Below are 26,519 nucleotides of genomic sequence, written 5' to 3' on the forward strand. Positions count from 1 at the left end.
CCAGAAGGGATTAAAGGTTCTATCCCTTATACAGTCTACTCTTTAGCCTCCTTGTTATCCCTTAAGATCAATTTGATAAAATTTCAGATTTAATAATTCCGATTGCTCATATCCTAATGTTCGACAAGCTGAATCATTCACATAAAATAACTGTGCCTCAGTAGACATCAGGACTACGATATCGCCTAGGCGATTGAGAGTAAAGTGAGTTAACCGTAATTGCTCTTCAATTTGCTTGCGTTCGGTGACATTTTCATAGGTTCTCAAAATCCCTACTACTTGATCTTTGGCATCATGGAGAGGAATTGTATTGGTATCAATCCATGAACGAGTACCATCTTCTTTCAGCTTGGTTTCTATGCGATGATATTCTGGGTGATTGCGATTCATTACCCGGCGATCGCCGAGTCGATACCCATCTGCCTCGTCACGAGTCCAAAACAAATCATAATCCGTTTTCCCCACAATCTCTTCTGGGGTAGATAACCCGGCTAACTGGGCAAAATTCCGATTACAGCCCAAATACATCGAATTTAAATCTTTCCAAACAATAAATTGAGGACTATTATCCATCACCAATTGCAACAACTGCTTAGAGCGCCTCAATTCCTCCTGAGCGTGGTGGCGATCGCCAATTTCCTGACGCAACTGCTCATTGACTTCCTGTAACTGGGCTGTGCGCTCCTGTAACCGCTGCTCTAACTCGGCATTCAATCGTTGCAACGCTCCTGTTCTCTGCTCCACAATCATCTCGAGCTGTTCCCGAATATTCTGAAGTCGCAGTTCTGCCTCCTTACGATCTGTAATTTCCCGTGCCACCCAAACAACCGAATTCTTAGAAATCGGCGAAATATGACTCGTAAACCATAAATCTCGATTGCCTTGGCGCACACTATACTCAAACGTTACAGGATACTGACGAGCAAGCGATCGCTCAATTTGACTACGAAAAATTTCAGTTTGGTCTCCATCCCAAAACAACTCCAAAGTCTGATTGACAATATCCCACTGAGGATGGGCGAACATCATCGGATGGGTCGGAATGACCTCAATTTCCTGAAGATCGGCATCCAAAACCAAAACCACATCCTGCATCGCCTGAAAAATAGAGCGCATCTGCATTTCTTTATCTAACACAACCCTGGATTCTTGAACCCCAGACTCCACGTCTTGCTCTGACTCAAGGTTCTTACTTACCGATCTTGCAGCTCTCCCCTCACCCCAATAAAGATTCCTACACCTTCTTCGTAGAACTTTATTTTCTGCCTCTAATTCTCGAACCCGATGCTTTAAGCGCTCAAGCTCCTCAACTCGCAACTCATCCACGGGCAATCACTCCCTAGCATGAACTTTCACTCCTTCTATATTGGCATTTTCAGGGCGTGATCGCGCTCACTTGCGAGGCTTTAGCTCAGTCACTCACAGAACTTAGGTACTATCACCCTCTTTCGATAGTTCTATCACTGAGAAACTTCAAGGGATGTTCGATAGTAGAATAGTAGAGTTCAAGTGATTCGGAAATGCTATTTTCTATCGATTCCCATCATTCATCCCCAATCAAATTTCCTGTACCTGGCAGCCCCTTTGAATTAATTTCTGGAGGACGGGGCAATCCCTATGCCGCAAATCCTCCCAGGGTATTGGCGATCTCTGAAGATGCTCAACTACGCTGTGAGATCCGTACCCTGATGAGCAATCAAGGCTATGCTGTCACTGAAGCGGATGGAGCAATAGCTGGGTTACGCCTGGCTGAAGAAACGGAGCCAGATATTATTTTATTAGATGGTTCACTGTCCGATGGCGATAGCCTCACCTGTTGTCAACAGTTGCAAACCCTGTGGTATGCCCAAACAACTTCCGAGACTCCAGGGATTTTTATGCTCCATTCCCTAGATGATCCAGATTGGGTCACTCAAGCCTTTAATTTGGGCATTGTGGATATGATTGCCAAACCGATTCATGGCACGCTCCTAGTACAACGGGTGAAACGCTGGTGGGAACAAACTCAAAAGTTTCAAGAACTCACCGATGCCAATCAAGAATTGCAACGGTTAGCAGGTATCGATCGCCTCACCCAGCTAGCAAACCGTCATTACTTTGATGAAACTTTGGAGAGGGAGGTCCGACAAATGAAACGGGCCCAAACTCCCTTATCCTTGATTCTGGCGGATGTGGATTATTTTAAGCTCTATAACGATTGCTACGGCCATCTTCAGGGCGATCGCTGCTTACAAGAGATTGCCCAAGGTATTCGGAGAGCGGTCCGTCGTCCCCAAGATTTAGTGGCTCGCTACGGTGGAGAAGAATTTGCGGTGATTCTACCTCAAACCAATGCAATTGGAGCGATCGCCGTAGCCCGAAATATTCGTCACGAAATCGGGCAACTACACATTCCCCATGCTCAATCTGAGGTTAGCGATCGTATTACCCTCAGCTTAGGGATTGCCTGTGCTTTTCCAGAAGAGAACTGTTCAGCCATACAACTGATTCAAGCTGCTGACCGAGGATTATACCGAGCTAAAGAACAAGGTCGCGATCGCCTGGAAGAATCCGATGAACCCAGTGAGTCCTCCTTGTAACTGTGCTGTCTGGCTCCTCTCTAGGGTTGATAGAAAATGGCAAACACAGATGTATATCCATGTAAAAACGTATTACCACCCACTGGGCCAATCTCACCTTGACAGAAAAAACCACTCAGGGGAATCGATGGAAAGTATCTCTGAAATAATCCTGAATCAACATTCGGCTCGTCATACAGTTCTTCCCCTCGCCCCAAACAGGTAAACATCAAAGCACCCACTTTGGAAGGACAACTTGATGACAAGAACAGCTTGCCCCCAGTTTGCCGATCTAATTGCTGCTGGTATCGCTCCAATAGAGTCTGTAACTCTTCTTGGGAGGCTAAAGCATCCCGCAGATGAAATTGAATCCGTTGAGCAATTCGCACCCGTTCGGCGATCGCCAAAGCACCTATCCTCGGATCGATCCCCAACAAATTGCGAATTAAAAAATCCTCCGGTTCCAGCTCAGTCTTAAAACTATCCGTTGCCACGCCCACAAACAGGGAATCTTGGGCCAACTCCCGGTCTTCTTCACTTAAGTTAGCCACCGTTTCGCGTAAAATTTCCAAGGGAACCCCAGTTTTACCGCCCTGAAATCCACTAGCTTCTTCTTCTTGCAATTCTAAAACAATATTACGTTCAGCCTTGGTAATTTGATAAATCGAACCAATGGGACGGCAACCTTGAGCTACAATCGTCTCTACGGCAATGTTGCCACTCAGGGCTAAACCCACGATTCCCTCGCTATAGAGTTCGTAGTTATAAAATAAACTACTGCCTTGATTGACCGGACTTGAACTAGCCAACCCCCCCACTTTCAGACTATGGGGATAGGCAAAATCTAAACCTTGAAGCAAATCATTCAAACCAGGGGACATCGGATCGCCCAAGAGAATCAAATGGGGATGGCGTTCGGGAGATACCCCCACTAACTCCACCCATGGATCGGGAGGGCCATCGAGATCGGGTAATTCTTCGGTATCAATGTAAAAGGCATTGACCTGAACACCCGGCAATCGGGCTAAAGTCAAACTTAAGGCTGCTTGATCTTCAAATTCTTCAGGAGTCTCGCCAGAGACCATCCCAATGATGCCTCCACCTCCACAGCCGATCAACACCCTGGTGTTGAGCTTTTCTTGCAGCAAGGGCATTAAGCGGGAAAATTCGCTGGTAAAGGCAGACGAGATAAAGACTAGCGCAATAGAGGCGGGTTCGGGCATTTGTCGATGGACTATTTCGACAACTTCAGCGATCGCAGCCTCCAGAGATGGACGGGTAGATAAGGCATTTGCCCATTGCATCTGCTCCAATCTTCGACTCCCCTGTTGTGTAAACCTGTTTTAATATTAAATTAATATGTGCCCTTCGTTCAGATTCGATTGTGAATTGTTAGGATAGTGCAGAAATGGGCCGAGTGGTTTAACGTATCCTTGAAGAACACTTACTGAAAATCTAGAACCCTATCTTATGACGAATAACACCCAATCGAAGATGGAAGAGAAAATTGACCAAGAGTTAACTGAAGCTCGTGCCGTTTGCGATGCACAAGGGGCTAACTCGCCTGAATGTGCTGCGGCTTGGGATGCGGTTGAAGAACTGCAAGCAGAAGCTTCTCACCAAAAGCAAGTCAAGCCCAAAACTGGGTTTGAACAATATTGTGATAATAATCCCGATGCGGCTGAATGTCGGATTTATGAGGACTAAACCCTTAGATCTGAGTCTTGGGTAAATCATTATTATGAGGCTGAGTGACCCTTTTCACTCAGCCTTTTCGTTGAAAGGGTTGAGTTTTGATGCACATCACCACTCCATTATCTAGTCGCTTTCAGGGCGCTCTCTGGGGCGCAGCGATCGCTGATTCTCATTCCCCAATTTCAGAGTCTGTTTGGGGCACTTTGGTGGTTCAAGGATGTCAACAGTTTATTCAACAGGGCATGTTAAGGTTTCAGGATCTGCCCGTTGCCCAGCCTTGGGAAGTGACTGGCCTGATTATACCGATATCCCTGTATTTCCATGAAAACCGAGAGTCCTTAGTGGAAAATTGGCAAGCGATCGCAGACCATTATCAGTTATCTTCAGATTGCCAAATCCTGGGCTTACAAATCGCGATCGGTCTCAGTGCCTTGGTTGAAGGCTCTGTCACTCCACCTCAATTAATCGCTGATGGGCGATCGCACTTAGTCCAGTTTCACCCCAATACTTTAGATAACTTGCCCGCTCACTCTGCCCTGCTTCACGGTTTAGAGAGCTTTGTACAGAGTTCTGAATCTTTTCCAGGGGCGATCGCCCTAGCCCAGCAAAATCCCCAACAACCTTTCCTGAGCAGTCGTATTGCTGCAACCCTGTGCGGAACTTACCAAACTCGTCTCGGCATTCCCCTACCCTGGCAAATTTTCTTAGCAGAGAAAATTCAAAATCCCAAAACACCTTGGCCCCATGGGATCGCAGCTTTAAATACCCTCAGCGCCCATCTGCTCGCCAGTTGGTCAGGAGCCGATCTAGTCTCCATTAAAAATTAAAAATTTTGGTAATCGATAATTGGGGATTTTTCCGATCCCCATACAGCACTTTTCGATGTTATGAGGTACAGTAATCGAAATTTTCCTTGAGAGTGCCTTCCCATGAAAAGCCGGAAGAATGGGCATTATAGCGTGAAAAATGGTTTTCCTATTACCTATTACCTATTACCGCGCGAAGCGCTGTATCCCCATCTTTAGAGTGTCTGGAGTATCTCTCCACCCCGACTCCCGATCCAGGAGCGATCCAGAAAAGATTGGGTCACGCTAAGATAGTCTAGATTGGGAGGTACTAAAGATGTGCTAAATTCTCCTAATAACTAGGAAGGAGTAAGCAAAACGACAGCTTAAACCAAACCCGCTGGAGTATTGTCTTGGCCACAGTTAAATGGGGCCAGATCAAAAACCCTGTAGCCAATTTGAGTTGGGTGCCACAATGAAATCTTTGCAAGCACTGAGTAAACGGGTAGACCAATGGTGGCGAATGTACATCACCAATGCTCCCAAACAATGCCAACCTGGATACAAAGCCTCTTCCCCTTCTGAGAAAACACCAGGGACTGATGTCACTTATCCACCCCAGAATGTTGCGCGCCAAACATCAGTCAAAAAAATCCCCCCTACGGCTTTTTTTGTGGTTGCCGTTGCTTCAGTGACCAGTTCTTTCGGTTATCGCTTCTACAGCGCGCCCCAACTGCGACCAGGCACTTTAGCTCCAGAAACCATCACTGCTCCCCGCACAGAAAAGGTGATTGATGAAAAGGAAACGGAAAATAGGCGAAAATTAATCCGTAGCGGTTCCTATACGGTACTGAAAATTAATTTGGAGTTAAACCAAGAACTTCAGAACACTGTAACCAGTTTATTGGCTCCAGGGGAGTATTGGCGGCGGCAAACGGGTGAATTTCCTTATGTGGAGGAGTCTCTGTTGCCTGTGGAAACGCAGCGCTATTTACGCCAACTCTCAAATAGCCAATGGCAACAAATTATAGAAATCCTCCAAATGTTTCCTGTAGAAGCAGCCGAAGAACAGGAACCGGAACAACCGTCTAGCGCTAATAATTCTCCAGGCGATCTTCAATATCCACTGGTGCTTAATCCCCAACTTCAGGGGGCGATCGCCCAATTGCAAAGTGTGAAACAACAAAGTTCAGCCAGTGACTGGGCAAATCTTGTATTTAAGATTTCTGAGTCCCGGAATAACTATGAATTGGCTCTAGATCAACTGACAATAGAACAGACCGACAATAGCATCAACTTGTATCCTCCTGCGTTATTTGATTGGAGTGCTGCAACTTGGGAAGAGACCCAAACCGGTGTCAAGCGAAGTCTGGAGCGGATTTTAACCCAAGGTTTGGCTGAAGGTCTGCCAGAGCGACAATTGCAACAGGCGATCGCCCTGCAAGTGCAAGATTTAGTCCCCCCAGAAACACAGAAGTTTGCCTCAGATACGCTCCATACCGTTCTTAAGGGACAACATAATCTAATTCACGATAAAGAAGAAGCCAACCGCTTGGCAGAAAAAGCGGCTGAGGCTTTCCCCTCCATTGAGTATCAAGTGAATAAGGGGGAAATTATTGTCAGTAAAGGAGATAAGATTTCTGACAAACAGTTTGTCCTCATTGACCATTTTGAATTAAGCCAGCGTCAAATTAATTGGGAAGGATTAAGTGCTTATGCTTTGCTAATCGGTGGCTCAGTAACCATTTTTTGGCTGGTGGCAAGGCGGGTTCATCCGGGAATGCGTCAACGAGACCGGATTCTGATCCTTTTACTGACCTTAACGTCTCCCTTGTTGGTTAGCCTTAAGTTACCGTCGATCGCTCTATCGGGAATTGGCTTATTGTTGGGAGGCTTTTATGGTTCTAGTATCGCCACGACTGTAGTCGGTTTGACGGCTGCTGTATTGCCAATTGGCATGGATGTGATTTGGAATCAGTGGTTAGCCAGTGCCGCTGGAGGGATCTTAGCGGGAATGATGGCTGGGCGGATGCGATCGCGTGAAGAAGCGTCTGTTTTGGGGATAGGAGTCGGTTTAACCCAAGGGTTTGCCTATTTGGTGGTCACTCTAATTCAAACTGCAATTCCGGGAATTACTTGGCAACCTTTGTTAACTCGTGCTGCTCTGCAAGGGTTGGGAGGATTAGCTTCGAGTATCGCTGCTTTAGGATTGAGTCCCTATCTGGAAAATTTGTTTGATTTGGTCACTCCGGTGCGCTTGGCAGAAATTTCTAATCCTAATCGTCCCCTGCTACAACGGTTAGCGGCTGAAGCTCCTGGAACGTTTCAACATACTCTATTTGTAGCCACCCTCGCAGAAGCAGCCACTCGTAACCTGGGGGGTAATTGTGAGCTAGTCCGTGCTGGAACCCTGTACCATGATATTGGTAAGATGCACGATCCCCTAGGATTTATTGAAAATCAAATGGGTGGGCCCAATAAACACGATGAGATTCAAGACCCCTGGAAAAGTGCAGAAATTATTAAGAAACATGTGAGTGAAGGTTTGGTATTGGCCAAACAGTATCGCCTACCGAAAGCGATACAGGCCTTTATTCCCGAACATCAAGGGTCGATGTTAATTGCCTTTTTCTATTATCAAGCCAAACAAATGGCTGAGGCCGATCCGAGTGTAATTGTGAAGGAAGAGGCTTTTCGCTATCCAGGGCCGATTCCCCAATCACGGGAAACGGGTATTGTGATGTTAGCCGATTCTTGTGAAGCTGCCTTGCGATCGCTCAAAGAAGCGACCTATGAAGAGGCTTTAGGGATGGTGAATAAAATTCTCAGAGCGAGATGGCAAGATAATCAGTTGGTTGATTCGGGTTTGAAGCGTGAGGAAATGCCCATAATTGCGGATACGTTTGTTCGCGTTTGGCAACAGTTTAATCATAAGCGCATTGCTTATCCTAAAGGGGCACTACCTAAGTAAGGGAATGGGGAAAACCAGGTTTACGATTTTTACTCCTTATTCCTTACTTATTCATTATTCTAAGTTGGAGGAGTTTATCGAGGAGCTTTTCTAAATTTTTCACATCATCGGTCATTAACTCACGCCCCACAGAAACTAATTTACTACCAATATCAAACCAGATTCTCAGAAACATAAACCCAAAAAATAGAGCCACAATTCTCAGGAAACCTAGAGGAATGCCAATTTGTACTCGCTCTCCATTTTTCGTGATAGTGATTTGCCTTATTTCATCTTCACGACCAGCAATGAATTGATAAATCGGGTTAGTGGCAAACTCTACAACGTAGGGTTCAAGTTTCAACAGAAGCATGAGTAACACCAGAATCCCTGTTGTAATGAGAAAAATTCCGATATGTTTTTTAGAAATCTCCAAGGGCTGACTCCTGAAAGCGCTATAACGTGCTGTGAGAGGCTAGAGAACACTAACCTTCCACCACACATTTTCTCCAGGATAGCCCATATAAACTGGGCTATGAAAGCTCTGGATCGGCAGCTTCTAGACCACTGGAAGCGATGGCTTCAGAAACCCAGGCTTGGGGGTCAATAGCCAGACTGGCAAAGCGATCGCCAACAAAGACAGGAGTTTGTCCATTTTTTATTTGCAGATCGTAGTCGTCGAGGACAGCAAACCCAACATTAGAGAGCAGCAATAGAGCCGCTAAATTAACTAGGGCTAAGAGTCCCATGGTGACATCTGCAAAGCCAAAGACCGTACCCAAATCTTGCACTGCCCCCCAGATCACTAGGGTCAGGGTCAGAACTCGAAAGACGTTGAATAGGGTCTTATTTTCGTTGCTGAAAAAGTTGAGACTATTCTCGCCCAAGTAGTAGTTATAAATGATGGAGGTAAAGGCAAACAGGAATAGAGCAATGGTGATAAAAGCCTGACCCCACCAACCGATATGTTCAGCCATAGCTTGTTGGGTGAGGGTGACCCCTCCTAATGCATCGTTACCAGGTTCATAGACCGAAGAAAGCAAGATCACGAATGCGGTGCAGGAACAGAGGATCAGAGTGTCGATGAAGACGCTGAGAGCTTGGACAATGCCCTGTTCCACGGGATGTTTGACATAGGCGATCGCCGCTACATTAGGAGCGCTACCTAAACCGGCTTCATTGGAGAATAAGCCACGCTTGATGCCGTACATGATGGTGGTTCCCACCCCTCCGGCGATCGCTGTTTTCACGCCAAATGCGCTCTGCACAATGGTGGTAAATACGGCGGGAATTTGCCCCAAGTTAGTTACAATTACAAAGAGAGCGAGGAGGAAATATCCGATGGCCATAAAGGGAACAACGTACTCAGCAACCTCAGCAATACGCTTTACACCCCCAAAAATAATTATCCCTAGAACTACCATGAGAGCAAAACCAGTGATATTTGGATTTAAACCAAAGGTTTCTTGAAAAGAGGTGGCTACGGTATAGGACTGAACTGCGTTGAACCCAAAGCCAAATGTGACCAGTAAGAGTATAGAAAAGATACTCGCCATCCAAGGCTGTTTCAAACCCCGTTCCATGTAATATGCTGGGCCACCGCGATAGGAACCGTCTGGTTCAGCAGTTTTGAAAACTTGGGCAATCATACATTCAAAAAAGCTAGTGGCCATACCCACTATCCCAATAACCCACATCCAAAAAATTGCACCCGGGCCGCCTAGGGTAATGGCAACAGCAACCCCGGCAATATTGCCCCCTCCAACCCGTCCAGCTACACTCAAGGCAAGGGCTTGAAAGGAACTCAGATGTCCTTCTTCTTTAGCAAAGGCATCTTGGAGATTGGCCAACATCTGTCCAAAATAGCGAAACTGGACAAAGCGCGATCGGATGGAAAAATAAAGACCAATTGGGACTAAGACAACGACTAAAATTTTGCCCCAAATTAAATCATTTAAAAAGCTCAACACGGTTTCATAGCCTCATATTAAACGAACCGAGGAGATCAGATTTAGCCAACAGTGCTAGAACTTTTGAGAGCATGAAAGCACAAAAAATTAGGGTGATAGCCCGTAAGGTGACTGACTCAACCCCAAGATGCATTCTATGCGATAACACTTAGATTAAAATGATCTACTTTCTGTCAATATTTTGTAGACCTTAACTTGAAATAGAGGGCATAACTGTATCCAGGTCTACAATTGGGTTCGCACTTTTATCCTCTTCTGAAACCGAAACGTAATTTCTAAAACGATTTTATAGATGGGTTAACACTCTGCCCTTCCTGATGACCTATGACCAGCAGCCGATCAATACTAAGAATCCATTTTAAGATCGGGTATGCGATACTGACCCCAGTTGTAGATCGGCTCTAACTGAGCAGCTAAAGATAAGAGTGTAGCTTCTGCGCCCGGTTTTCCCACCAGTTGCACGCTCAAGGGTAAACCCCGATCTCCGAATCCTACAGGAAGAGCGATCGCCGGTTGTCCCGTCGCATTAAATGGGGGGCAGGGAGCGACCCAATGGCTGACCTTTTCAAAGATTTGAGTGGGGTCTAAACCTGCCCATTCTCCAACTTTAATGGGCTGATGGAGATAAACGGGCAACAGTAAGACATCATAACGATCCCAAAATCCCACTATCCGGCGGCTAATTCTCTGCATTTCCCTCACTGCTTGCAGATATTGCCCAGCGTTAACGGTGCGAGAGGCTAACCATTGATTGATCGGCTCTAACAGTTCCAGAGGCAGACCCGAAGCCGCTACTCCAGACTGCCAAATCGTTGTAAAGGATTCTTGTAGATCGGCAATTAGAGGACAAGCTTCTTCCACATGATGGCCGAGATCGGCTAAGACCTTGGCGGTATCGGTGACCGCTTGTTGATATTCTGGACTAGCTTGACCAAAGTCAGATAAGTTCGGGCTAAAGGCGATCCGCAGGGAAGAGGGGGGGGTTTGGTAGCTTTGGGCAAAGGGAATGGAAGGCTCGGGGAACCAATAGGGATCTCCGGTGATATAGCCAGCCATGACATCGAGTAAGGTGGCAGTATCGGCAATATTGCGGGCCAAAACGCCGTTGGTTCCTAAGCCATGAAGACTATCACCTACAGGAGCGCAGGAAATCCGCCCTCGCGAGGGTTTTAAGCCCACCACTCCACAACAGGCGGCTGGTCCGCGCACTGAACCGCCACCATCCGAGCCATGGGCAATGGGACATAGGCCAGCAGCTAGGGCAGAGGACGCGCCCCCACTGGAGCCTCCGGAGGTATGGTCTAAGTTCCAGGGATTACGGGTGGGGGGAAAGCCGGGCGGTTCGGTAAAGGGCATGGAGCCGAGTTGGGAGGCGGCGGTTTTACCGAGGAGAATAAATCCAGCTTGCCGTAGTTTGGTGACAACACCATCATCTTCGGTTGCCATTTCGTTTTTTAAGCCAGCGACTCCAAAGCAACAGCGCACGTCTTTAATGCGTTTGAGGTCTTTGACGGAGATGGGAACGCCGAAGAATGGGGGCAGATCGCTGGAGTTTTGGGCTAGGGTTTCGGTTTTGGCTTTGGCATCGGCGATCGCCTCTTCTGCCATCACGGTAAAGTAGCTACCCAGTTGGCCATCATAGGTGGCGATGCGGTCTAGATAGAGTTCAACTAATTCTAGGGGAGAAATCTGTTTGCTGCGGATCAGTTGGGCTTGTTCTGTGGCTGGGGTAAAGGCGAGGTCGGTTGAGTTCATTATGATTAGGGTTAAGATCTCGATGAGAATACTCTTTATTATGGGAAGGAGTTGCGGTGGTTGCGGCGATCGCTTGGCCAGTTTGCCAATTGTCCCTTTCTTTGATGAAATCCAGTTGTTATTTTATCCGGAGCGAGGTTTTATCTAGGGGAACAGAAGTTAATAGATGCACCCTGATTCCTATCTCGCCCCCAGTTCTTAACAACTGGGGGTTTTTTATGGGAAATAGGGAATAGCTTGTCTTGCTTAAGGTCTAATATCAAATCCTTAAATAGTTGTGATATCAAGTCCGATTAAACTGTTGTCATTGCGACCGCAGGGAAGCAATCGCTGAGATTTGGAGAGATAGCCGAGCTTGCTTCACTCCACTACGTTCCGTTCGCAATGACTATATCGTAATTTATGCAACGGACTTGATATGACTTATTCTCTGTGTCATCCCTCCATACCCTACAACAGGGTGCGATCGGTGAGAATTTCGTAACCATCCTGGGTCACCAAAACGGTATGCTCAAATTGGGCAGACAGGGAATTATCCACGGTCACGACAGTCCATTGGTCGGGTAAAACACGAGTCACTTTTGAACTGGCATTGATAATCGGTTCGATCGCCAATGTCATTCCTGGACGCAGTGTCACATTGGGTAGGGCATCGGTGCGAAAGTGAAATACCGCTGGTTCTTCATGCAAATTTCGCCCCACCCCATGACCCGTATAATTTTCAACTATTTTATAGCAATAAGGTCTTACATAATCTTCAATTCCACCAGCAATATCTAGCAGCGAGTTCCCCGGTTTTACTTGTTTTATGCCTTCATAGAGAGCTTGTTCTGCGACTTCCATCAGTTTTTGGGTCGATCCTGGAATTTTACCCATGGCAATCGTAATACAGGAGTCACCGTGATAACCCTGGTAATAAGCCCCCGTATCTACTTTCAGCAAATCCCCCAATTTTAGGACTTGTTTACGGGAGGGAATACCATGAACAACTTGATGATTAACCGAGGCACAAATTGAAGCCGGAAAGCCATGATATCCCTTAAAACTTGGTGTTGCACCCATCTGGCGAATCCGTTGTTCTGCATAGGCATCGAGATCGGCAGTGGTCATCCCCGGTTCAGCAATTTCAGCAATTTCTTTGAGAACCGTCGCCACAATTTTCCCACTGGTTCGCATGATCTCGATTTCGGGTTCTGACTTGATTTCGATACCTCGATTGCGTTGACCGAAAAGCGGTTTCATTACAGGTTGAGAGAAGAGTTTAGCAAAAATATTCATGTTCGTTGTTCGTAACCCAATTGAAAATAAAAACCTAACAACATAAAGAGGATGCAACGCATACAGCGCTTCGCGCGGTAATAGGTAATAGGTAATAGGAGAACCATTTTTCACGCTATAATGCCCATTCTTCCGGCTTTTCATGGGAAGGCACTCTCAAGGAAAATTTCGATTACTGTACCTCATAACATCGAAAAGTGCTGTAATGAAGCAAGCAAAGCGCTGTCAGGGATCAAATCAAACTCATTTTAGTTGTCACAGTTTACTCTGTTGGCAAAATTGGCAAGAGCTACCTACCTTCTAAGCAATATAGCGATTTTCTCTTCTGTTGAGTACAACTTGAAGCCTTACACCCTAAATAATAGAAGCTATTACTAGAGTGCAAAGCGCTATAACACTTTTCAAGTGTGAGTTTTAATGGATTAAAATCCTAGAAGGCTTACTGAGCCTCTACCGTTTGTTCCAGATTCCCGAGATTAAACAAAAACGGTACACCCGAATTTGATTCACCTCCAGTAACTAAAACTTTAGGCATTTGTGCCCCTCCTTCTCGCCAGGCTTCGATCGCCTCTTTTTGCAGTACTAATGTACCTCCTTGGGCCCTTAATGTCTCGGCTAATAACCGTTGAGCTTCGGCTTTCCCTTTCGCCCGGTTAACATCGGCTTGGGCTTCTTGTTCGGCTTCTTGGGCAATATAAATCGCCCGTTGCGCCCGTTGTTCGGCAATTTGTTTTTCTTCTACCGCACGGGCAAATTCAGCGGAAAAGGTCAGGTCAATGACACTGGTATCCAGGACAATAATGCCATATTTTTCTAGTCTTTGATCCAACGCGATATCAAAATCATGCTTCAATTCTGTCCGTTTGGTAATCGACTCTTCTACGGTTCGCACCGCCGCCGCAATTTTAAAAGATTCCTGGGTTTGGGGCGCAATCACTTTAGAAACCAAATTTTGTAGGGTTCCTTGGGTTCGGCGAATTTCGACAACTTTCAGGGGATCGAGGCGAAAGTTAATGGCAAAACTGGCGCTTAATTCTTGTAAATCACGGGTTGAACTTTGAGCTGGGACTTCAAATTTTTGTACGGTGACATCATAAACATCAACGTTGGAAATTAAAGGGGGTTTGAAGTGAATTCCTTCTAGGAGTGCCCCATCTCTGGCTTTCCCTAAAACACTCAAAACCCCAGCCTGACCGGGATTGATAATTACAAAGCTGTTTGCACCAATTAAAATGATCAATGCTGCAATAATGCCAAACAGAATTCCGGATACGCCAATGTCTGATTGACTTCTGGTCATGATAACTTCCTCATAATCTAGAGTCTTGCCTCGATTATCTTACAGTGCTTTCTGCTCTATTGTTAATGATTAAATTGTTAATTATTTTCTGGATAAACAATCTCGCCCTGACTATCCGTGCGATACACCCAACTGCGACGAGAATTTTTCACGACTACACGCCATCCGTCTAGCTCTCCTTCTTCACACTCACTATTCCAAAAGGGCAGTCCTAAACAGTTATCTGACCAAATCTCAGGTGTAGCGTTTACGATCTCTATCGTACGCAGGGGGAGTCGTCGGCGACGAGCCAAATCTTTTAAAACGGCTTGTCTAACGGATTCTGGTAATCTTTCAATTTCAGGGTTTCCAGCAGAGGATCGCTCGATCGCTTGCCGGATAATTGAGCCATCTCGATTGGTACGATAGTCCCAAGTTTGATTTAGAGTATCACTGATGACCGTGATTTGCCAACCCGGAATGGCGATCGCGGTGCAATTATTGCCTCCTAACCCTAAACAAGTATCCGGCCAAGTTTGGGGTATGGCTTGTTGAAAGGCTAAAGAATCAATAGGTTGTTGGGATTCTTCCGCGACTGTTTTTAAGACCATATCCTGTAAAAATAGGGGAAAAGCAATTTCTTGGGGCGTGGTTTCGAGTCGCCGAATTTGTCCTTGAACATCACTACGATAACCCCAACTCCGAGACCCATCAGACAGCACAATACGCCATCCAGGAATGATTTGTTGAGCGCAAAATTCCCCAGGAAGGGCTAATCCTAGACAGGTATCTGGCCATTGTTGGCGACTCCCTTGAACCAAGGAGAGGCGATCGGGATGTATGCCTAATTCAATGCTAAGATCCCAACGAACGGCATCAACTAAAAATTGTGGAACAGTTTGAACTTCACTAGAATTAATGGGGATACCCTGAGCGAGTACAGGGACAAGTAATGCTTGGTCTGTTAATGTGGGATTCACCCCAATTAAACTAGCAAATACTATCCCCCATACATCAATTTTGAACTGAGACATAAGATAGGTAAGCGCTTCACGCTGGTAATTGGTAATTGGTAATTGGCAATCTGCTCATTCCCCTATTTTCCCACCCTTAAACCCATCATTATTAATTGTTAATTTTGCATTGACTTTACGACTCGTAAACGTTGAGTAATCATGGTAATGCCATCCCCACGAACTAAGACTGCTGAAATCCATCTGGGTTCGGGAATAACGGGGGCAGTCCCTAATTTGAATAAACCGCCAGCCGAGAGTAACTCCAAGTCGATAGATTCTGATTCCAGATAATTATCTGCACTGACGGGTTCTTCTAGAACTGCTCCTAAGAGAACATTATTCCCTAAAGGTTCTTGAACGATCGCATCTAACGTAAAGCGTTGTCCAATTAAAACCTGTTCCGGTAGTTGAAAATCAACGGTAGGTGGATTTTCTCCAGCCGTTAAAATGGTGCGTTCGGAGAGGATTTCCTGGGAGACTAGCTTTTGATTTTCTAACCGTTGTCGCGATCGAATTTCAGATTGCATATCCATCGATCGCCCCATCATCATTTTCTTACCTTGTATAGTGGTTACCGTTTCGGCGATCCAAGCATTTCCTTCCTGTTCCCAGGATTCGATGTTGGTGCTGTAGCGAATCTGACTATACTCTTGCCAAAATCCCGATAACACTTCTGCCAGGCTAGAGTGGGTTAAGCCATCCTCACTCTCGAACTGGCGATCGTAAAAGGATAAAACCCCTTGCAGATTCTGTTGACTGGCATTACTGTCAATTTGCTCGATCACCTGTTTTAACTCGTTGGGTACGGTTTCAGCAGCTCGTACCCCCAGGTTGCCCCCAGTACTGGCGATCGATATACTCAAAAGCAGGGTAGCCCAAAGGCAACTACCGGGTAATGTCGCCCTTCGTCTCTGATGACTGGAAACAGAATTTATCATCTTATCGCTCATTTATTTACCAATTCAATACTTACTGAACCCGCTATGGGAAAATAATCATTACTATAACTCTAGAGTACCTGATTCATATCCTATAGCCCTTCCATGTCTGATTCACCTTTAAGACTCTTAATTGCCGCTAGTGGAACCGGTGGGCATTTATTTCCCGCGCTGGCTGTCGCTGGGCAACTTCAGAACTGCCATATTGAATGGTTGGGCGTTCCCAACCGTTTGGAAACTCAGTTAGTTCCTAGTCAATATCCCCTACATACGATCGCCGTTGAAGGCTTTCAAGGAGGCTTGAGTTTCAAGAGTCTGAGAGTGTTGCAAGGGTTGGTAAGTTCCATTGGAGTCTGTCGTCGGTTATTGAAAACGGGGCAATTTCAGGGAGTGTTTACCACAGGGGGTTATATTGCTGCTCCTGTGATTATTGCCGCGAGATCGCTCGGTTTACCCGTTATCCTCCATGAGTCTAACGCCTTACCGGGTAAAGTGACGCGGTTTTTGGCTCCCTGGTGTACGAATGTCGCTGTAGGATTTGAAGATGCTAAAAAATATCTTAAAAAAGCCAATGTCCTCTCTATGGGGACTCCCGTTCGTGCTGATTTTCTCAATCCCCAACCCTTGACTTTAGATATTCCTGAAGATTCGCCTGTAATTGTTGTGATGGGTGGATCTCAAGGGGCAGTTGCAGTGAATCAACGGGTGCGCGAAGCGGTGCAAGACTGGTTAGATCGGGGAGTAGTGGTGGTTCATTTAACTGGAAATAACGATCCTCAAGCTCAGGATATTCAGCATCCGCACTATTTAGTCTTACCCTTTTACGAGAATATGGGCGCTTTGCTCCATCGAGCCACCTTAGTCATTAGTCGCGCTGGAGCAGGGACGTTGACGGAATTGGCGATCGCCAAAACCCCGGCACTACTGATTCCCTATCCCTATGCTGCCGACGATCATCAAACCTATAACGCCCAGATTTTCGTCCAAGCGGGAGCAGCTCAAGTTTTTGAGCAAAAACAACTTACGGCTGAAACCTTAAAGCAAACCGTTTCTCAATTACTCCAATCTCCAGAAACCCTAGAGAAGATGGCAGAAGCGATGGGTTCCCTTGCTGTACGCGACAGTGCCGAGCAGTTAGCCCAATTGATCGTCAAGATGATTTAGTGGATGACTCCAACCAAAAACCGTTCGCGAGCTTCCTGCTTCACTTGTCCGTTCATAATCGCAAATTGCAATTGCATAAACGCTCGAAAGTCTTCCACATCGTACTTGTGGCTGAGGTTAGTTCGCAGTTGTTCTTCAGCTTCTACGCTCAGATAGCCCAGAGTTAAACTTTGGTTAACAATCTCTCGAATTAACATAAGACGCTTGACTCCTTTGATAGTAGATGACCTGATGGCTGTGTGTTCCCTTAATTAACCTGCCATCAATGTATTGGCTTTAGGTTTTATTAAGATTCGATCGTGATAACCGTAAATTCACTAAATTTGCTAGTTTTCCCTAAACTTTCTAAGATTTTTGGAGGATTCACTTCACATAAATACACGTAATTATATTGAAGTCCTACGGAATGAGAGTTTCAAGTTCCACAAAGTCACGCAAATTGTAACAAAACTTCATGAATATATGTTAATGTACCTGTCTGACAGCTACCGATTACCACGGATTACCTAATCGTATAGCAGAGAAGGGGAGAGTTATATCAAATCCTTAGATGTTTGCTATAGAGGTAAGTGATAATGCACAAGTTCGCAGTGACTTGTTTAAGATTGCTTCTGTGTTGCGAGAGTTAGAAGTGACTTCAATTCTGACGGCCGAGCGCACGTCAGAATATGGTGAAATTAGTCGCTATGGTGTAGAAGAATTTGTAGCTGATAATGTGGTCATTCTCCGCAATGTTCTGTCTGAGGAAAAACGCCGCCGTACCATTGAAATCCTCAAGTATCGAGGAACAGAACACCAGGATGGGGAATTTCCATTTACGATCATTCCCAGACAAGGGATTACGATTATTCCCCTATCAGCGATTGAACTGGAACAACGCTCTTCTAATATTCGCATTACCTCCGGTAGTCCGGAACTCGATCGTATGTGCGGAGGTGGATTTTTCCGCGATTCAATTATCCTAGTTTCTGGAGCTACTGGAACCGGTAAGACTTTAATGGTCACTGAATTTATGGTTGGTGGCTTTCAGAATAATGAGCGCTGTCTCTTATTTGCTTTTGAAGAAAGTCGCGAACAACTGTATCGCAATGCCATCGGATGGGGAGTTGACTTCCAGAAAATGGAACAAGAAGGACTCCTCCGAGTGGTCTGTCGCTATCCAGAAACGACCGGTTTAGATAATCATCTGATCCAGATGAAAGCAACGATTGAAGAATTTCAACCTAATCGAGTCCATGAATCAGTGTATGAAAGCCTGAGTGAGTTCTTGCACTGTGTCAGGCAATAGGCAATGCAAGAAAACCGGGTTTTCCTCTTTCCTTTTGAGTCTATTGACTGAAAGATTAGACTTTCTTCGTTTCTCTGGACAAATTCCCCCTAGACTTGCGATCATGCAAGTGCGATCGGCGATCGCTGTTGGTAGTGAGGAGGTATATCTATGGCAACAATTACAGGAACCCCTTTCAATGATTTTCTCGGTGGAACACCCTTTTTCCGATTTGATTTTAGGCTTGGAGGGTAATGATAGTCTCTATGGTGTGGATGATAACGATCAAATCTATGGAAACCAAGGCGTAGACCTAATTTCAGCAAATCGAGGCGATGATGTGGTTTTTGGTGGTCAAGGGAATGATGCGATCTTTGGGGGCAAAATAACGATCGCATTTTTGGCAACCGAGGGGACAATCGGATTAATGGGAACCGGGATGAAGACCAGATTTATGGGGGACAGGGAAATGATCTCCTCCGAGGAGGTCAAGGACATGACCAATTATTTGGGGATTTTGGGGATGATATTCTCTATGGTGATAATGGCAGCGATACGGTAACTGGAGGCGTAGGTAATGATATTTTTGTCATTGGTGCTTCTGTTACTCCGAATGCTCGCACGACAGGTGGCCGTCGCTTGCAAGATGCGGATGTATTTACCGATTTCCGTGTTGGGGAAGATCTGATTGGTTTAACCAATGGTTTGCGCTTTGAGGATTTGAATATCTCGCCGGGAAGTGGCAATCAAACGATTATTCAGGATATGCAAACCGGGGAGTTTCTGGTCATTTTTGAAGGGGTTAATTCAACCCAGTTGAGTGCGGCCAATTTCCGGACTGTACCGGGTCAATTTACGATTTGGGTTTAGCAGGGAAGTTTGGGGGACATTAGGTAGCCAGACCCTGTTTTACCCCTTGAGCTTCAATTCTTAACTGAAATCAAGCCTTAAATGATCGAGTACGAAGTTCACTCCTGTAGCGATCGCGAATGCTAGAATTGGCAACTTGCGGCGATCGGCAACTTAAGACTTACTGAGGGAATCGATAAAACCGTAGTAGGATAGGCTATCAACGCACCCTACTCCTTATTCATCACTGTATGCCAACATGGATTTACTGCGATCGCTCCCCATTGGTCTCTATCTCGAAAACCCCACTACTTGGCTCCATCGCCTCGATCCCAGAATTAAACTGATCTGGTTACTGAGTTTTCTGGCGATCCCAGTCCTTGCAAGTACCCCTTTTCGTCTCATTCTGGTGGGTTTTCTGATTGCCATTACCCTCACTACCTCGATTCCCCTGCGCGTGCTGAAGCAACAACTGGGATGGTTACTCATGCTGGGGACTCTGATCGTCTTAATTACCATTGTTGCGCCTGATGGATTAACCGTTGTCCATCAACCTCGGTTACCTGCTGTTGAGGACTCTTTCGCACAACCCACCTCCTATCGCTATACCCTGCTTACCCTTAATCTGGGATTTAGCCAGTTAATCATCACCCGTTTATCTCTCGATCTGGGATTACGCTTAGGAACATTGATCTTTACCGTTATTTATAGTACGGGTCTTTTCCTGCTCACTACCGCACCAGAAGAAGTAACGGCTGCCCTGGAAACCTGGATGTCTCCCCTTAAACGCTGGGGAGTTCCAGTAACGGAAATTACTCTAACCCTGACGCTTTCCCTGCGGTTTATCGCCTTAGTCCTGGAAGAAGTGCAAAATTTAATCCGCTCCATTAATACCCGCGCTATTAATTGGAAGAAATTGGGATTAAAGCGATCTTCGCAAGTCTGGTTAATGGTGGTAGAACGATTGCTAGAAAACCTGCTGCTCAGAGCAGCTCAAATTGCCAGCGCGATGGAAGTGCGAGGCTTTACCCAACCCAATCAGCATAAAGTAGAATGGTATCAGTTCCAATGGCATATCTGGGATGGAGTCGCCCTAATCAGTTTGGTAGGGTTATGGTGCGCTCGTCTAATATGGGGACAAATAAGCTGAGGAGTCATATGGAGTGTTGAAACCTCAAAGCCATGTACAACAAGATTATTCTCTATTCCCTAGCGCAAAGCGCTATAAGTCACCATCTTTTGGTAGAGTAAAGGAGTTGAAAATCGCTACCCTTTTGTTCAAGGCAAACGGTTTGAGCAGTTATCCCTAATTTTTTCATCCCAGTGTTAATGTGAATGTCTGGCGAAACTTATCTGAGTCATCCTACATTTGGTTTGTTGTTTAGGGTTTGTGTAATAGAGAATCGTAAAGAACTCTTTACTACCCTATATGCCCAACGATTATTTTTTATCGTGATCGCCAGTCCAGAGGGACTCAAATTTGAGTCGGTAACGCGAGGAGAAGCTCGGATCGTGTTAGAGAATCGTCTGCGATCGCTGCGGCGAGAAGGTAAACTTTCCCTTTATGATGAGTTAATGGTGGTTCATAAGCGAACGTTCCAATGACTGATTTAGAGAACTCCATGGCGAATCGGATCGCTCAAATTCGCTCAACCCTTCCAGATCGGGTGCGTCTAATTGCGGTGAGCAAAACGGTTGGGAGTGAACGGATTCAGGAAGCGTACAGAGCAGGAATCCGTGATTTTGGTGAAAGTCGCATCCCAGAAAGTCTTCAGAAACAGGAAGAACTGAAGGATTTAACGGATATTACGTGGCACTTGATTGGCCATTTACAAAGTAACAAGGCGAAAAAGGCGATTGCTAACTTTCCCTGGATTCATTCGGTAGATTCCCTCAAACTCGCCCAACAGCTTAACGAGTTAGCCGAGAACTTAGAGACGAAACCGAAGATTTGTCTGCAAGTGAAAATTGTCCCCGATCCGCAAAAATTTGGTTGGAGGGTCCCAGAACTGCTCAACGACTTACCAGTTCTCGATCGCTGCGATCGCCTGGATATTCAAGGGCTAATGTGTATTCCTCCCTTCGGACTCAATTCAGAGCAGACTTATGAAGTTTTCCAACAAACCGCAGAATTAGCTGATAAGATTAAACAGCAAGATTGGTCGAATCTTCAAATGCACCACCTATCCATGGGCATGTCAGCAGATTATCCCCTGGCTATCCAAGCAGGAGCAACCCTAATCCGTCTGGGAACGACCCTCTTTGGGCAACGAAATCCCTAGAAAATCTCAATATAGCGCTCCGCGCGGTAATCGGTAATTGGTCATTAGGAAAACCGTTTTCCCCTTAAAAGTCGCCCTCATTCAACCCATTGTCAGTATTCCCTCACCTTCATGGAAAGCGCTCTAACCTCCGAATACTCGATCTTTGCTCAGACTGTGGATGCAAGGAAGTTTAGAGTGGCTAAGACTCGAGGGGGCAATGTTGGAGCGATCGCTGGCTGTGGAAAAGTCACCCAATTCTGTGGAAAGAAGCAGACTAGATCCATCAATTTGCAATTGATGCAAGAAAATGGAAGCTTTCTTGCTAGACTGCATGGTGGGTAATTGAAGATCTCAGTACCAGGCTAAGGAGGTTCTATTAACCATGAATTTATTTTCCAAACTCAGAGACTTTGTAGGTCTGAATGAGCCTGTATATGATTACGGGTATGATGATGAGTTAGATGCTCAAGAGTATCAGAACATCTATAAAGAAGACAATCCCCAACCTGAAGTCGAGGAAGTACCTCAACCGAGAAGACGGTTGCGGGAACGCCCAGAAATGGGCATCGATCCACAAATACCAGGAGCAGCACCGATGAATAATGTGATTGGGATGCCTGGAGCAGCCAATTCTATGTCCGAAGTGGTGGTTATGGAACCCCGCTCATTTGAAGAAATGCCTCAAGCGATCCAAGCTTTGCGGGAAAGAAAATCAGTGGTCTTGAATTTAACGATGATGGACCCGGATCAGGCCCAACGTGCCGTGGATTTCGTGGCTGGCGGAACCTATGCGATCGATGGTCACCAAGAACGAATTGGTGAGAGTATTTTCTTGTTCACACCAAGCTGTGTGAGTGTAAAAACGCAAATTGGTGGGATGCAAAATAACCCCCAGTCTCAAGTCCGTCCCGTTCGTCCGACCGCATCATCGCCTTCTCCGAATTGGACGGATAACCCGGCTCAAATGGCTTAGGAGTGAGAGGCAAGAGGCAAGCGGCAAGAGGCAAAAGGCAAGAGACAAAACGGGTTTTTCCGACTGCCGACTGCCGACTGCCGACTCCCCACTCCGTTGAGAAAAATAATGGACAATAGATAAGTTAAGAATTATGGTGCAACTGGGTATTATTGGGGGCGGGGTAATGGCGGAGGCTATTTTATCCCGTATTTTAGCGGAGAAGATTTATTTAGGAAGTCAGGTACTGGTGAGTGAACCGAGATCCGATCGCCGTCAGGAGTTAGTAGAGCGTTATGGAGTGCAGGTGACGGAGAATAATCGGGAGGTGACAGACGCAACGGAGATGGTGCTGTTAGCCATTAAACCCCAAGTGTTTGACAAAATCGCTACGGAGTTGTCTGGGGTAAAAACGCCGTTGTTGGTCTCCATTTTGGCTGGAGTTCCTATCAGTCGCCTGGAAGTGGCATTTCCCGATCGGGGTATTATTCGTGTCATGCCCAATGCTCCGGCAACGGTAGGCGCGGGGATGAGTGCGATCGCCTCGGGTTCCCACACCACTCCCGCTCAGTTAGAGCAGACCAAAATCCTATTATCAGCCGTAGGGGAAGTGGTAGAAGTGCCGGAAACCCTGATGGATGCAGTAACTGGACTTTCGGGTTCCGGGCCCGCCTTTGTGGCCTTGACTATTGAGGCGTTATCAGATGGTGGAGTAGCCGCCGGACTGCCAAGGGCGATCGCCACAAAACTAGCCGTGCAAACGGTTTTGGGGACAGCACAAATGCTCCAAGAAACCGGTTTACATCCTGGAGAACTTAAGGATCGGGTAACCAGTCCTGGAGGAACGACGATCGCCGGAGTCCGGCAATTGGAGTTAGGCGGCCTGCGATCAGCTTTAATGGAGGCCGTTTTAGCATCCTATGAGCGTTCCCAAGATCTGGGACGATAGGGAGATGGGGAGATGGGGAGATGGGGACGCGGGGACGCGGAGAGGGAGATCCTCTATTACCTATTACCGTGCGAAGTGCTATATTACTATAGCTCCATTAGCTTTGAGTGTAGAGATCGCTGCTTGAGTTAAGCCTTCAATTTCAGAAATATTCATCTCTGCATAGGGAGGTTCGACCCGCAGGGTTTTGATCAATGCTCCCTGGTAAACATCCCAGAGTTTAATGGTTTCATCTTCGCTCCCACTGGCTAAGATTTGAGCATCGGCACTGAAGGAAATAGATCGCACCCCTTCGTTATGTCCAGTTAAGGTATGCACGCAGTCCCCCGTACTCGTATTCCAGATTTTGATGGTGCGATCGCTGCTGCCACTGGCTAGAATCTCTCCATTATGGCTCATGGTCAAGGCATGAACCCAATGATGATGAGCCGGTATTGTGTGCAAACACTCTCCCGTTTCTATATTCCAGAGACGTACCGTAGTATCATCGCTGCCACTAGCTAAAATTGAGCCTTGCAAACTCGTAGCCAGCGAACCCACCCAATCCTGATGACCCGTTAAAATTCTCACGCATTCCCCCGTTTGTAGATTCCAGAGGCAAATGCTCATATCGTCGCTTCCCGTCGCCAAGAGTTCCCCATTACCGCCGAACGCCACGGTGCGAGTGGGACGAGTATGGTCTGTAAACGTATACAAACACTCACCCGTACTAACACTCCAAACCTTAGCCGTTTGATCGCCGCTTCCCGTGGCGACTAATGTGCCATCGGGACTAAAGCGAACGCACCAAATGGCATCTTCATGACCCGTTAGCGTCCGGAGCAGGTTGCCAGTATTTGCATCCCATAATTTTACTGTGCGATCGCCGCTCGAACTGGCAACAACCCGACCATCTGGACTAAAATCGACCGACTGTACCGTCGAAGTGTGACCTTCCAACGTCTTCAGGCATGTTCCGGTTTCCACGCACCAGAGTCGTACCCGGCGGTCTAAACTGCCACTGGCTAATCGCTTCCCGTCCGGACTCAGAGCAACTCCCCACATCCAATTGGTATATCCCTGCCAAGTTTTTTGACACTTTCCCGTCCTCACATCCCATAATTTCACCAGGTACTGCTACTAGCCAGGGTTTTCCCGCCATCGTGAGGATTAAAGGCTACTTCCCAGATCCAATTGGTATGGCCGTATAAAACATTCATGATTTCCCCCGTGCCCACATCCCACACAACAATGGTCTTATCGTCGCTGCCACTGGCTAAAAGATTACCGTCGAGACTGAAGGCTACGGAATGCACTCCATTCTGATGTCTCTCCAGGGTTTGCACGCACTCCCCCGTGTCCGCATCCCAGAGTTTCACGGTGCGATCGTCGCTGCTACTGGCTAAAAGATGACCATGGGGACTAAAGGCTACCGACCACACCCAATTCTCGTGACCGAGCAAGACTTGCACTTCGCCGGTTTCTAGATCCCACAGGCGAATGGTCATGTCATTACTGCTACTGGCAATCCGATCGCCATCGGGACTAAACGCCACGGAATACACGCCTTCCGTATGACCAGTTAACGTATGCAGACATTGGGGAGCTTCTGGATTCGAGAGGTTCCAGATTTTCACCAGGCGATCGGCGGCTCCTGTGGCTAAATTTTGACCGTCAGAACTAAAGACCACGGAGCGTACGGTTTCCTGATGCTCTTGTAAGGTGGCTAAACAATTACCATTGGCAAGATTCCAGAGTTTTACGGTTTGGTCGGCGCTTCCACTGGCTAAAAGGTTACCATCGGGACTAAAGGCAATGGAGCGCACCCAACCTTGATGAGCTTGAAGGGTTAAGAACGGTTGACTGTCGTCAAATCCCCAGAGGCGAATTGCACCGTAGCCATCTCCAATGGCGACTAATCGTTCCTTGGGGCTAACGGCGAGACAAAAGACGGGGCCGAAGATATCGGTAAATACGGAACCGGTAAAGTGACATTGGCTAAAATTGGTGTTATTGAGATTGTGTCCTTTGAGGTAGGCTTGGCGGATGGGGAGTTGAGAAAAGTTGGTGTGGGAAAGGTTAATTTTCAGTTCACAGAGGAGGTTGATCAGGTTACCAGCAGCGTATCCGAGGAATTTCGTGTTGGTTTGCCCAGATGTAGGGGCGGGTTCACCCATATTTTCGCCTTCCCACTGGGATCTTCCTGAACCCGCCCCTTGTATCTTAAGAGAGGAGGCGATCATTAGCGTTGGCGATCGTTAAACAGCAAGCTCCATTCATGTAGATCAGGAGGGAAATAAAGAACAGACAAGACAACAGCCCCAGTTCGTCAGAGGAGAGGGAAAGTAAAGAAATGCTGAAATGATCATGCCCTAAGTACAGTTTCAGTAGAAAGATCGAGTGATGTGGCATCCGTTGAGTTGAAACTGCCCCGCCCCTTAGATGACGACCCGTTCATCTGTTTTGTAGATAAGCCAACTCAACTGAACACAGGCAATTCAAAAACTCGACAGTATCTTGTATCTTAAGAGAGTAGGAGATCGGGCCAAGTCAGCGCTTGGCTTCAAGGTTTAGAAGTATCTAACCTCTCAACGTAAACCCCGCCTTTCTCATACCGGTAATCGACGTTTGAGAAAAGCTTTATATATGCCAGCGATAGTGGCTATGGGCCATAATCCCCTTCTCAAGGCTTTCAGCCAGAGGTGATTGAGTCGAGGGAAGGTGAAAATGCCGGTGAGCGCGGCCGTTATGGGTAAACTTCTTCATTTGGCGTTTGCCTTGTTGAAGTCCCAAAAGCCTTTTGACCCCAATTACACGATCTCCGCTCCGATCTCCGTCCCGATCTCCTCCCCTTGACATCCAAGACAGTAT

At 46.5% G+C, this 26,519-nt stretch carries 24 protein-coding genes and 3 pseudogenes; 15 read left to right on the top strand and 12 right to left on the bottom strand.

Annotation, left to right across the window (positions count from 1 at the left end):
• Positions 1 to 54 precede the first annotated feature (54 nt).
• Positions 55 to 1,137 carry a PAS domain S-box protein gene (locus AC3A14_RS15985; protein ID WP_318734991.1) on the bottom strand — a complete coding sequence of 361 codons (1,083 nt, stop codon included), beginning with the start codon at positions 1,135 to 1,137 and terminating at the stop codon, positions 55 to 57.
• A 383-nt stretch (positions 1,138 to 1,520) separates the two neighbouring features.
• Between AC3A14_RS15985 and AC3A14_RS15990 the strand changes: the two genes are divergently transcribed.
• A complete protein-coding gene (locus AC3A14_RS15990) occupies positions 1,521 to 2,579 on the top strand; it encodes a GGDEF domain-containing response regulator (RefSeq protein WP_318720116.1) in 1,059 nt (352 codons plus the stop codon).
• Between the two features lie 20 nt (positions 2,580 to 2,599).
• Here AC3A14_RS15990 and AC3A14_RS15995 read toward each other — a convergent pair whose 3' ends face one another.
• Positions 2,600 to 3,862 (bottom strand): FIST signal transduction protein, encoded by a 1,263-nt coding sequence (locus tag AC3A14_RS15995; RefSeq protein ID WP_318734988.1) that lies wholly within the window; start codon positions 3,860 to 3,862, stop codon positions 2,600 to 2,602.
• 166 nt (positions 3,863 to 4,028) lie between these two features.
• Here AC3A14_RS15995 and AC3A14_RS16000 point away from each other — a divergent pair, with 166 nt between their 5' ends.
• The 3 genes from AC3A14_RS16000 to AC3A14_RS16010 all read left to right on the top strand — a co-directional run bounded on the left by AC3A14_RS16000 (position 4,029) and on the right by AC3A14_RS16010 (position 8,009).
• A complete protein-coding gene (locus tag AC3A14_RS16000; protein ID WP_271939836.1) occupies positions 4,029 to 4,265 on the top strand; it encodes a Calvin cycle protein CP12 in 237 nt (78 codons plus the stop codon).
• 89 nt (positions 4,266 to 4,354) lie between these two features.
• A complete protein-coding gene (locus AC3A14_RS16005) occupies positions 4,355 to 5,080 on the top strand; it encodes a hypothetical protein (protein ID WP_318734986.1) in 726 nt (241 codons plus the stop codon).
• 433 nt (positions 5,081 to 5,513) lie between these two features.
• Positions 5,514 to 8,009: an HD family phosphohydrolase gene (locus AC3A14_RS16010; RefSeq protein WP_318734984.1), complete on the top strand. Its 2,496-nt coding sequence runs from the start codon at positions 5,514 to 5,516 to the stop codon at positions 8,007 to 8,009.
• 43 nt (positions 8,010 to 8,052) lie between these two features.
• On the opposite strand, the gene AC3A14_RS16015 is transcribed toward AC3A14_RS16010, so the two are convergent.
• From AC3A14_RS16015 to AC3A14_RS16045, 7 genes are all read right to left on the bottom strand, one after another.
• The gene (locus tag AC3A14_RS16015) at positions 8,053 to 8,424 is read right to left on the bottom strand and encodes a hypothetical protein (protein ID WP_318734982.1); all 372 of its coding nucleotides are present in this window, start codon (positions 8,422 to 8,424) and stop codon (positions 8,053 to 8,055) included.
• Positions 8,425 to 8,521: 97 nt separating this feature from the next.
• The gene (locus AC3A14_RS16020) at positions 8,522 to 9,958 is read right to left on the bottom strand and encodes an alanine/glycine:cation symporter family protein (protein WP_318734980.1); all 1,437 of its coding nucleotides are present in this window, start codon (positions 9,956 to 9,958) and stop codon (positions 8,522 to 8,524) included.
• Positions 9,959 to 10,303: 345 nt separating this feature from the next.
• Positions 10,304 to 11,713 carry an amidase gene (locus tag AC3A14_RS16025; RefSeq protein WP_318734978.1) on the bottom strand — a complete coding sequence of 470 codons (1,410 nt, stop codon included), beginning with the start codon at positions 11,711 to 11,713 and terminating at the stop codon, positions 10,304 to 10,306.
• Between the two features lie 450 nt (positions 11,714 to 12,163).
• Positions 12,164 to 12,991 (bottom strand): type I methionyl aminopeptidase, encoded by an 828-nt coding sequence (gene map, locus AC3A14_RS16030; RefSeq protein ID WP_318734975.1) that lies wholly within the window; start codon positions 12,989 to 12,991, stop codon positions 12,164 to 12,166.
• A 439-nt stretch (positions 12,992 to 13,430) separates the two neighbouring features.
• Positions 13,431 to 14,291, bottom strand: a complete 861-nt coding sequence (locus AC3A14_RS16035; RefSeq protein ID WP_318698070.1) for a prohibitin family protein — start codon at positions 14,289 to 14,291, stop codon at positions 13,431 to 13,433.
• Positions 14,292 to 14,368: 77 nt separating this feature from the next.
• Positions 14,369 to 15,304 (bottom strand): hypothetical protein, encoded by a 936-nt coding sequence (locus AC3A14_RS16040; protein WP_318734972.1) that lies wholly within the window; start codon positions 15,302 to 15,304, stop codon positions 14,369 to 14,371.
• A 98-nt stretch (positions 15,305 to 15,402) separates the two neighbouring features.
• Positions 15,403 to 16,236 (bottom strand): nuclear transport factor 2 family protein, encoded by an 834-nt coding sequence (locus AC3A14_RS16045; protein ID WP_487779060.1) that lies wholly within the window; start codon positions 16,234 to 16,236, stop codon positions 15,403 to 15,405.
• A gap of 93 nt (positions 16,237 to 16,329) precedes the next feature.
• Here AC3A14_RS16045 and murG point away from each other — a divergent pair, with 93 nt between their 5' ends.
• Positions 16,330 to 17,388, top strand: a complete 1,059-nt coding sequence (murG, locus tag AC3A14_RS16050) for an undecaprenyldiphospho-muramoylpentapeptide beta-N-acetylglucosaminyltransferase (protein ID WP_318734968.1) — start codon at positions 16,330 to 16,332, stop codon at positions 17,386 to 17,388.
• Here murG and AC3A14_RS16055 read toward each other — a convergent pair.
• Complete coding sequence (locus AC3A14_RS16055; protein ID WP_271939826.1) at positions 17,385 to 17,585, bottom strand: hypothetical protein; 201 nt, start codon at positions 17,583 to 17,585, stop codon at positions 17,385 to 17,387. The two genes, murG and AC3A14_RS16055, sit on opposite strands and share 4 nt — an antisense overlap.
• A 368-nt stretch (positions 17,586 to 17,953) precedes the next feature.
• On the opposite strand from AC3A14_RS16055, the pseudogene AC3A14_RS16060 reads away from it, so the two are divergent.
• From AC3A14_RS16060 to proC, 9 genes and pseudogenes are all read left to right on the top strand, one after another.
• Positions 17,954 to 18,622 (top strand): annotated as a pseudogene (locus AC3A14_RS16060) (ATPase domain-containing protein); the annotation flags it as partial.
• 232 nt (positions 18,623 to 18,854) lie between these two features.
• A pseudogene (locus tag AC3A14_RS16065) lies at positions 18,855 to 19,025 on the top strand (hypothetical protein); the annotation flags it as partial.
• 53 nt (positions 19,026 to 19,078) lie between these two features.
• Positions 19,079 to 19,192 (top strand): annotated as a pseudogene (locus AC3A14_RS16070) (calcium-binding protein); the annotation flags it as partial.
• A 102-nt stretch (positions 19,193 to 19,294) separates the two neighbouring features.
• Positions 19,295 to 19,525 (top strand): hypothetical protein, encoded by a 231-nt coding sequence (locus tag AC3A14_RS16075; protein WP_318734959.1) that lies wholly within the window; start codon positions 19,295 to 19,297, stop codon positions 19,523 to 19,525.
• 238 nt (positions 19,526 to 19,763) lie between these two features.
• Positions 19,764 to 20,654, top strand: a complete 891-nt coding sequence (locus tag AC3A14_RS16080) for an energy-coupling factor transporter transmembrane component T family protein (RefSeq protein WP_318698061.1) — start codon at positions 19,764 to 19,766, stop codon at positions 20,652 to 20,654.
• A gap of 185 nt (positions 20,655 to 20,839) precedes the next feature.
• Positions 20,840 to 21,109 (top strand): transcriptional coactivator PipX, encoded by a 270-nt coding sequence (gene pipX, locus AC3A14_RS16085; protein WP_318698060.1) that lies wholly within the window; start codon positions 20,840 to 20,842, stop codon positions 21,107 to 21,109.
• Positions 21,106 to 21,786, top strand: coding sequence for a YggS family pyridoxal phosphate-dependent enzyme (locus tag AC3A14_RS16090; RefSeq protein WP_318734957.1), 681 nt, complete (start codon positions 21,106 to 21,108; stop codon positions 21,784 to 21,786). Before pipX ends, AC3A14_RS16090 begins: the two co-directional genes overlap by 4 nt.
• A gap of 364 nt (positions 21,787 to 22,150) precedes the next feature.
• Complete coding sequence (locus AC3A14_RS16095; protein ID WP_318698058.1) at positions 22,151 to 22,741, top strand: cell division protein SepF; 591 nt, start codon at positions 22,151 to 22,153, stop codon at positions 22,739 to 22,741.
• A gap of 130 nt (positions 22,742 to 22,871) precedes the next feature.
• Positions 22,872 to 23,669, top strand: a complete 798-nt coding sequence (gene proC / locus AC3A14_RS16100) for a pyrroline-5-carboxylate reductase (RefSeq protein WP_413039157.1) — start codon at positions 22,872 to 22,874, stop codon at positions 23,667 to 23,669.
• Between the two features lie 78 nt (positions 23,670 to 23,747).
• Here proC and AC3A14_RS16105 read toward each other — a convergent pair whose 3' ends face one another.
• Both AC3A14_RS16105 and AC3A14_RS16110 read right to left on the bottom strand, forming a co-directional pair.
• Positions 23,748 to 24,776, bottom strand: coding sequence for a WD40 repeat domain-containing protein (locus AC3A14_RS16105; RefSeq protein ID WP_318734951.1), 1,029 nt, complete (start codon positions 24,774 to 24,776; stop codon positions 23,748 to 23,750).
• On the bottom strand, positions 24,773 to 25,825 hold the full coding sequence (locus tag AC3A14_RS16110) for a WD40 repeat domain-containing protein (RefSeq protein WP_318734949.1): 1,053 nt from the start codon (positions 25,823 to 25,825) through the stop codon (positions 24,773 to 24,775). Before AC3A14_RS16110 ends, AC3A14_RS16105 begins: the two co-directional genes overlap by 4 nt.
• Positions 25,826 to 26,276: 451 nt before the next feature.
• On the opposite strand from AC3A14_RS16110, the gene AC3A14_RS16115 reads away from it, so the two are divergent.
• Positions 26,277 to 26,354, top strand: a complete 78-nt coding sequence (locus AC3A14_RS16115; RefSeq protein ID WP_413038753.1) for a hypothetical protein — start codon at positions 26,277 to 26,279, stop codon at positions 26,352 to 26,354.
• Positions 26,355 to 26,519 lie beyond the last annotated feature (165 nt).

Source organism: Roseofilum sp. (assembly GCF_982964205.1).

Coding starts and splice junctions, on each gene's coding strand:
- AC3A14_RS16080 (WP_318698061.1), top strand. CDS start 19,764: ATGGATTTACTGCGATCGCTCCCCATTGGTCTCTATCTCGAAAACCCC.
- murG (WP_318734968.1), top strand. CDS start 16,330: ATGTCTGATTCACCTTTAAGACTCTTAATTGCCGCTAGTGGAACCGGT.
- AC3A14_RS16045 (WP_487779060.1), bottom strand. CDS start 16,236: ATGAGCGATAAGATGATAAATTCTGTTTCCAGTCATCAGAGACGAAGG.
- AC3A14_RS16055 (WP_271939826.1), bottom strand. CDS start 17,585: ATGTTAATTCGAGAGATTGTTAACCAAAGTTTAACTCTGGGCTATCTG.
- AC3A14_RS16095 (WP_318698058.1), top strand. CDS start 22,151: ATGAATTTATTTTCCAAACTCAGAGACTTTGTAGGTCTGAATGAGCCT.
- AC3A14_RS15990 (WP_318720116.1), top strand. CDS start 1,521: ATGCTATTTTCTATCGATTCCCATCATTCATCCCCAATCAAATTTCCT.
- AC3A14_RS16025 (WP_318734978.1), bottom strand. CDS start 11,713: ATGAACTCAACCGACCTCGCCTTTACCCCAGCCACAGAACAAGCCCAA.
- AC3A14_RS16010 (WP_318734984.1), top strand. CDS start 5,514: ATGAAATCTTTGCAAGCACTGAGTAAACGGGTAGACCAATGGTGGCGA.
- AC3A14_RS16090 (WP_318734957.1), top strand. CDS start 21,106: ATGACTGATTTAGAGAACTCCATGGCGAATCGGATCGCTCAAATTCGC.
- AC3A14_RS16000 (WP_271939836.1), top strand. CDS start 4,029: ATGACGAATAACACCCAATCGAAGATGGAAGAGAAAATTGACCAAGAG.
- AC3A14_RS16035 (WP_318698070.1), bottom strand. CDS start 14,291: ATGACCAGAAGTCAATCAGACATTGGCGTATCCGGAATTCTGTTTGGC.
- AC3A14_RS16040 (WP_318734972.1), bottom strand. CDS start 15,304: ATGTCTCAGTTCAAAATTGATGTATGGGGGATAGTATTTGCTAGTTTA.
- AC3A14_RS16110 (WP_318734949.1), bottom strand. CDS start 25,825: ATGGGTGAACCCGCCCCTACATCTGGGCAAACCAACACGAAATTCCTC.
- map (WP_318734975.1), bottom strand. CDS start 12,991: ATGAATATTTTTGCTAAACTCTTCTCTCAACCTGTAATGAAACCGCTT.
- AC3A14_RS16005 (WP_318734986.1), top strand. CDS start 4,355: ATGCACATCACCACTCCATTATCTAGTCGCTTTCAGGGCGCTCTCTGG.
- pipX (WP_318698060.1), top strand. CDS start 20,840: ATGTCTGGCGAAACTTATCTGAGTCATCCTACATTTGGTTTGTTGTTT.
- AC3A14_RS15995 (WP_318734988.1), bottom strand. CDS start 3,862: ATGCAATGGGCAAATGCCTTATCTACCCGTCCATCTCTGGAGGCTGCG.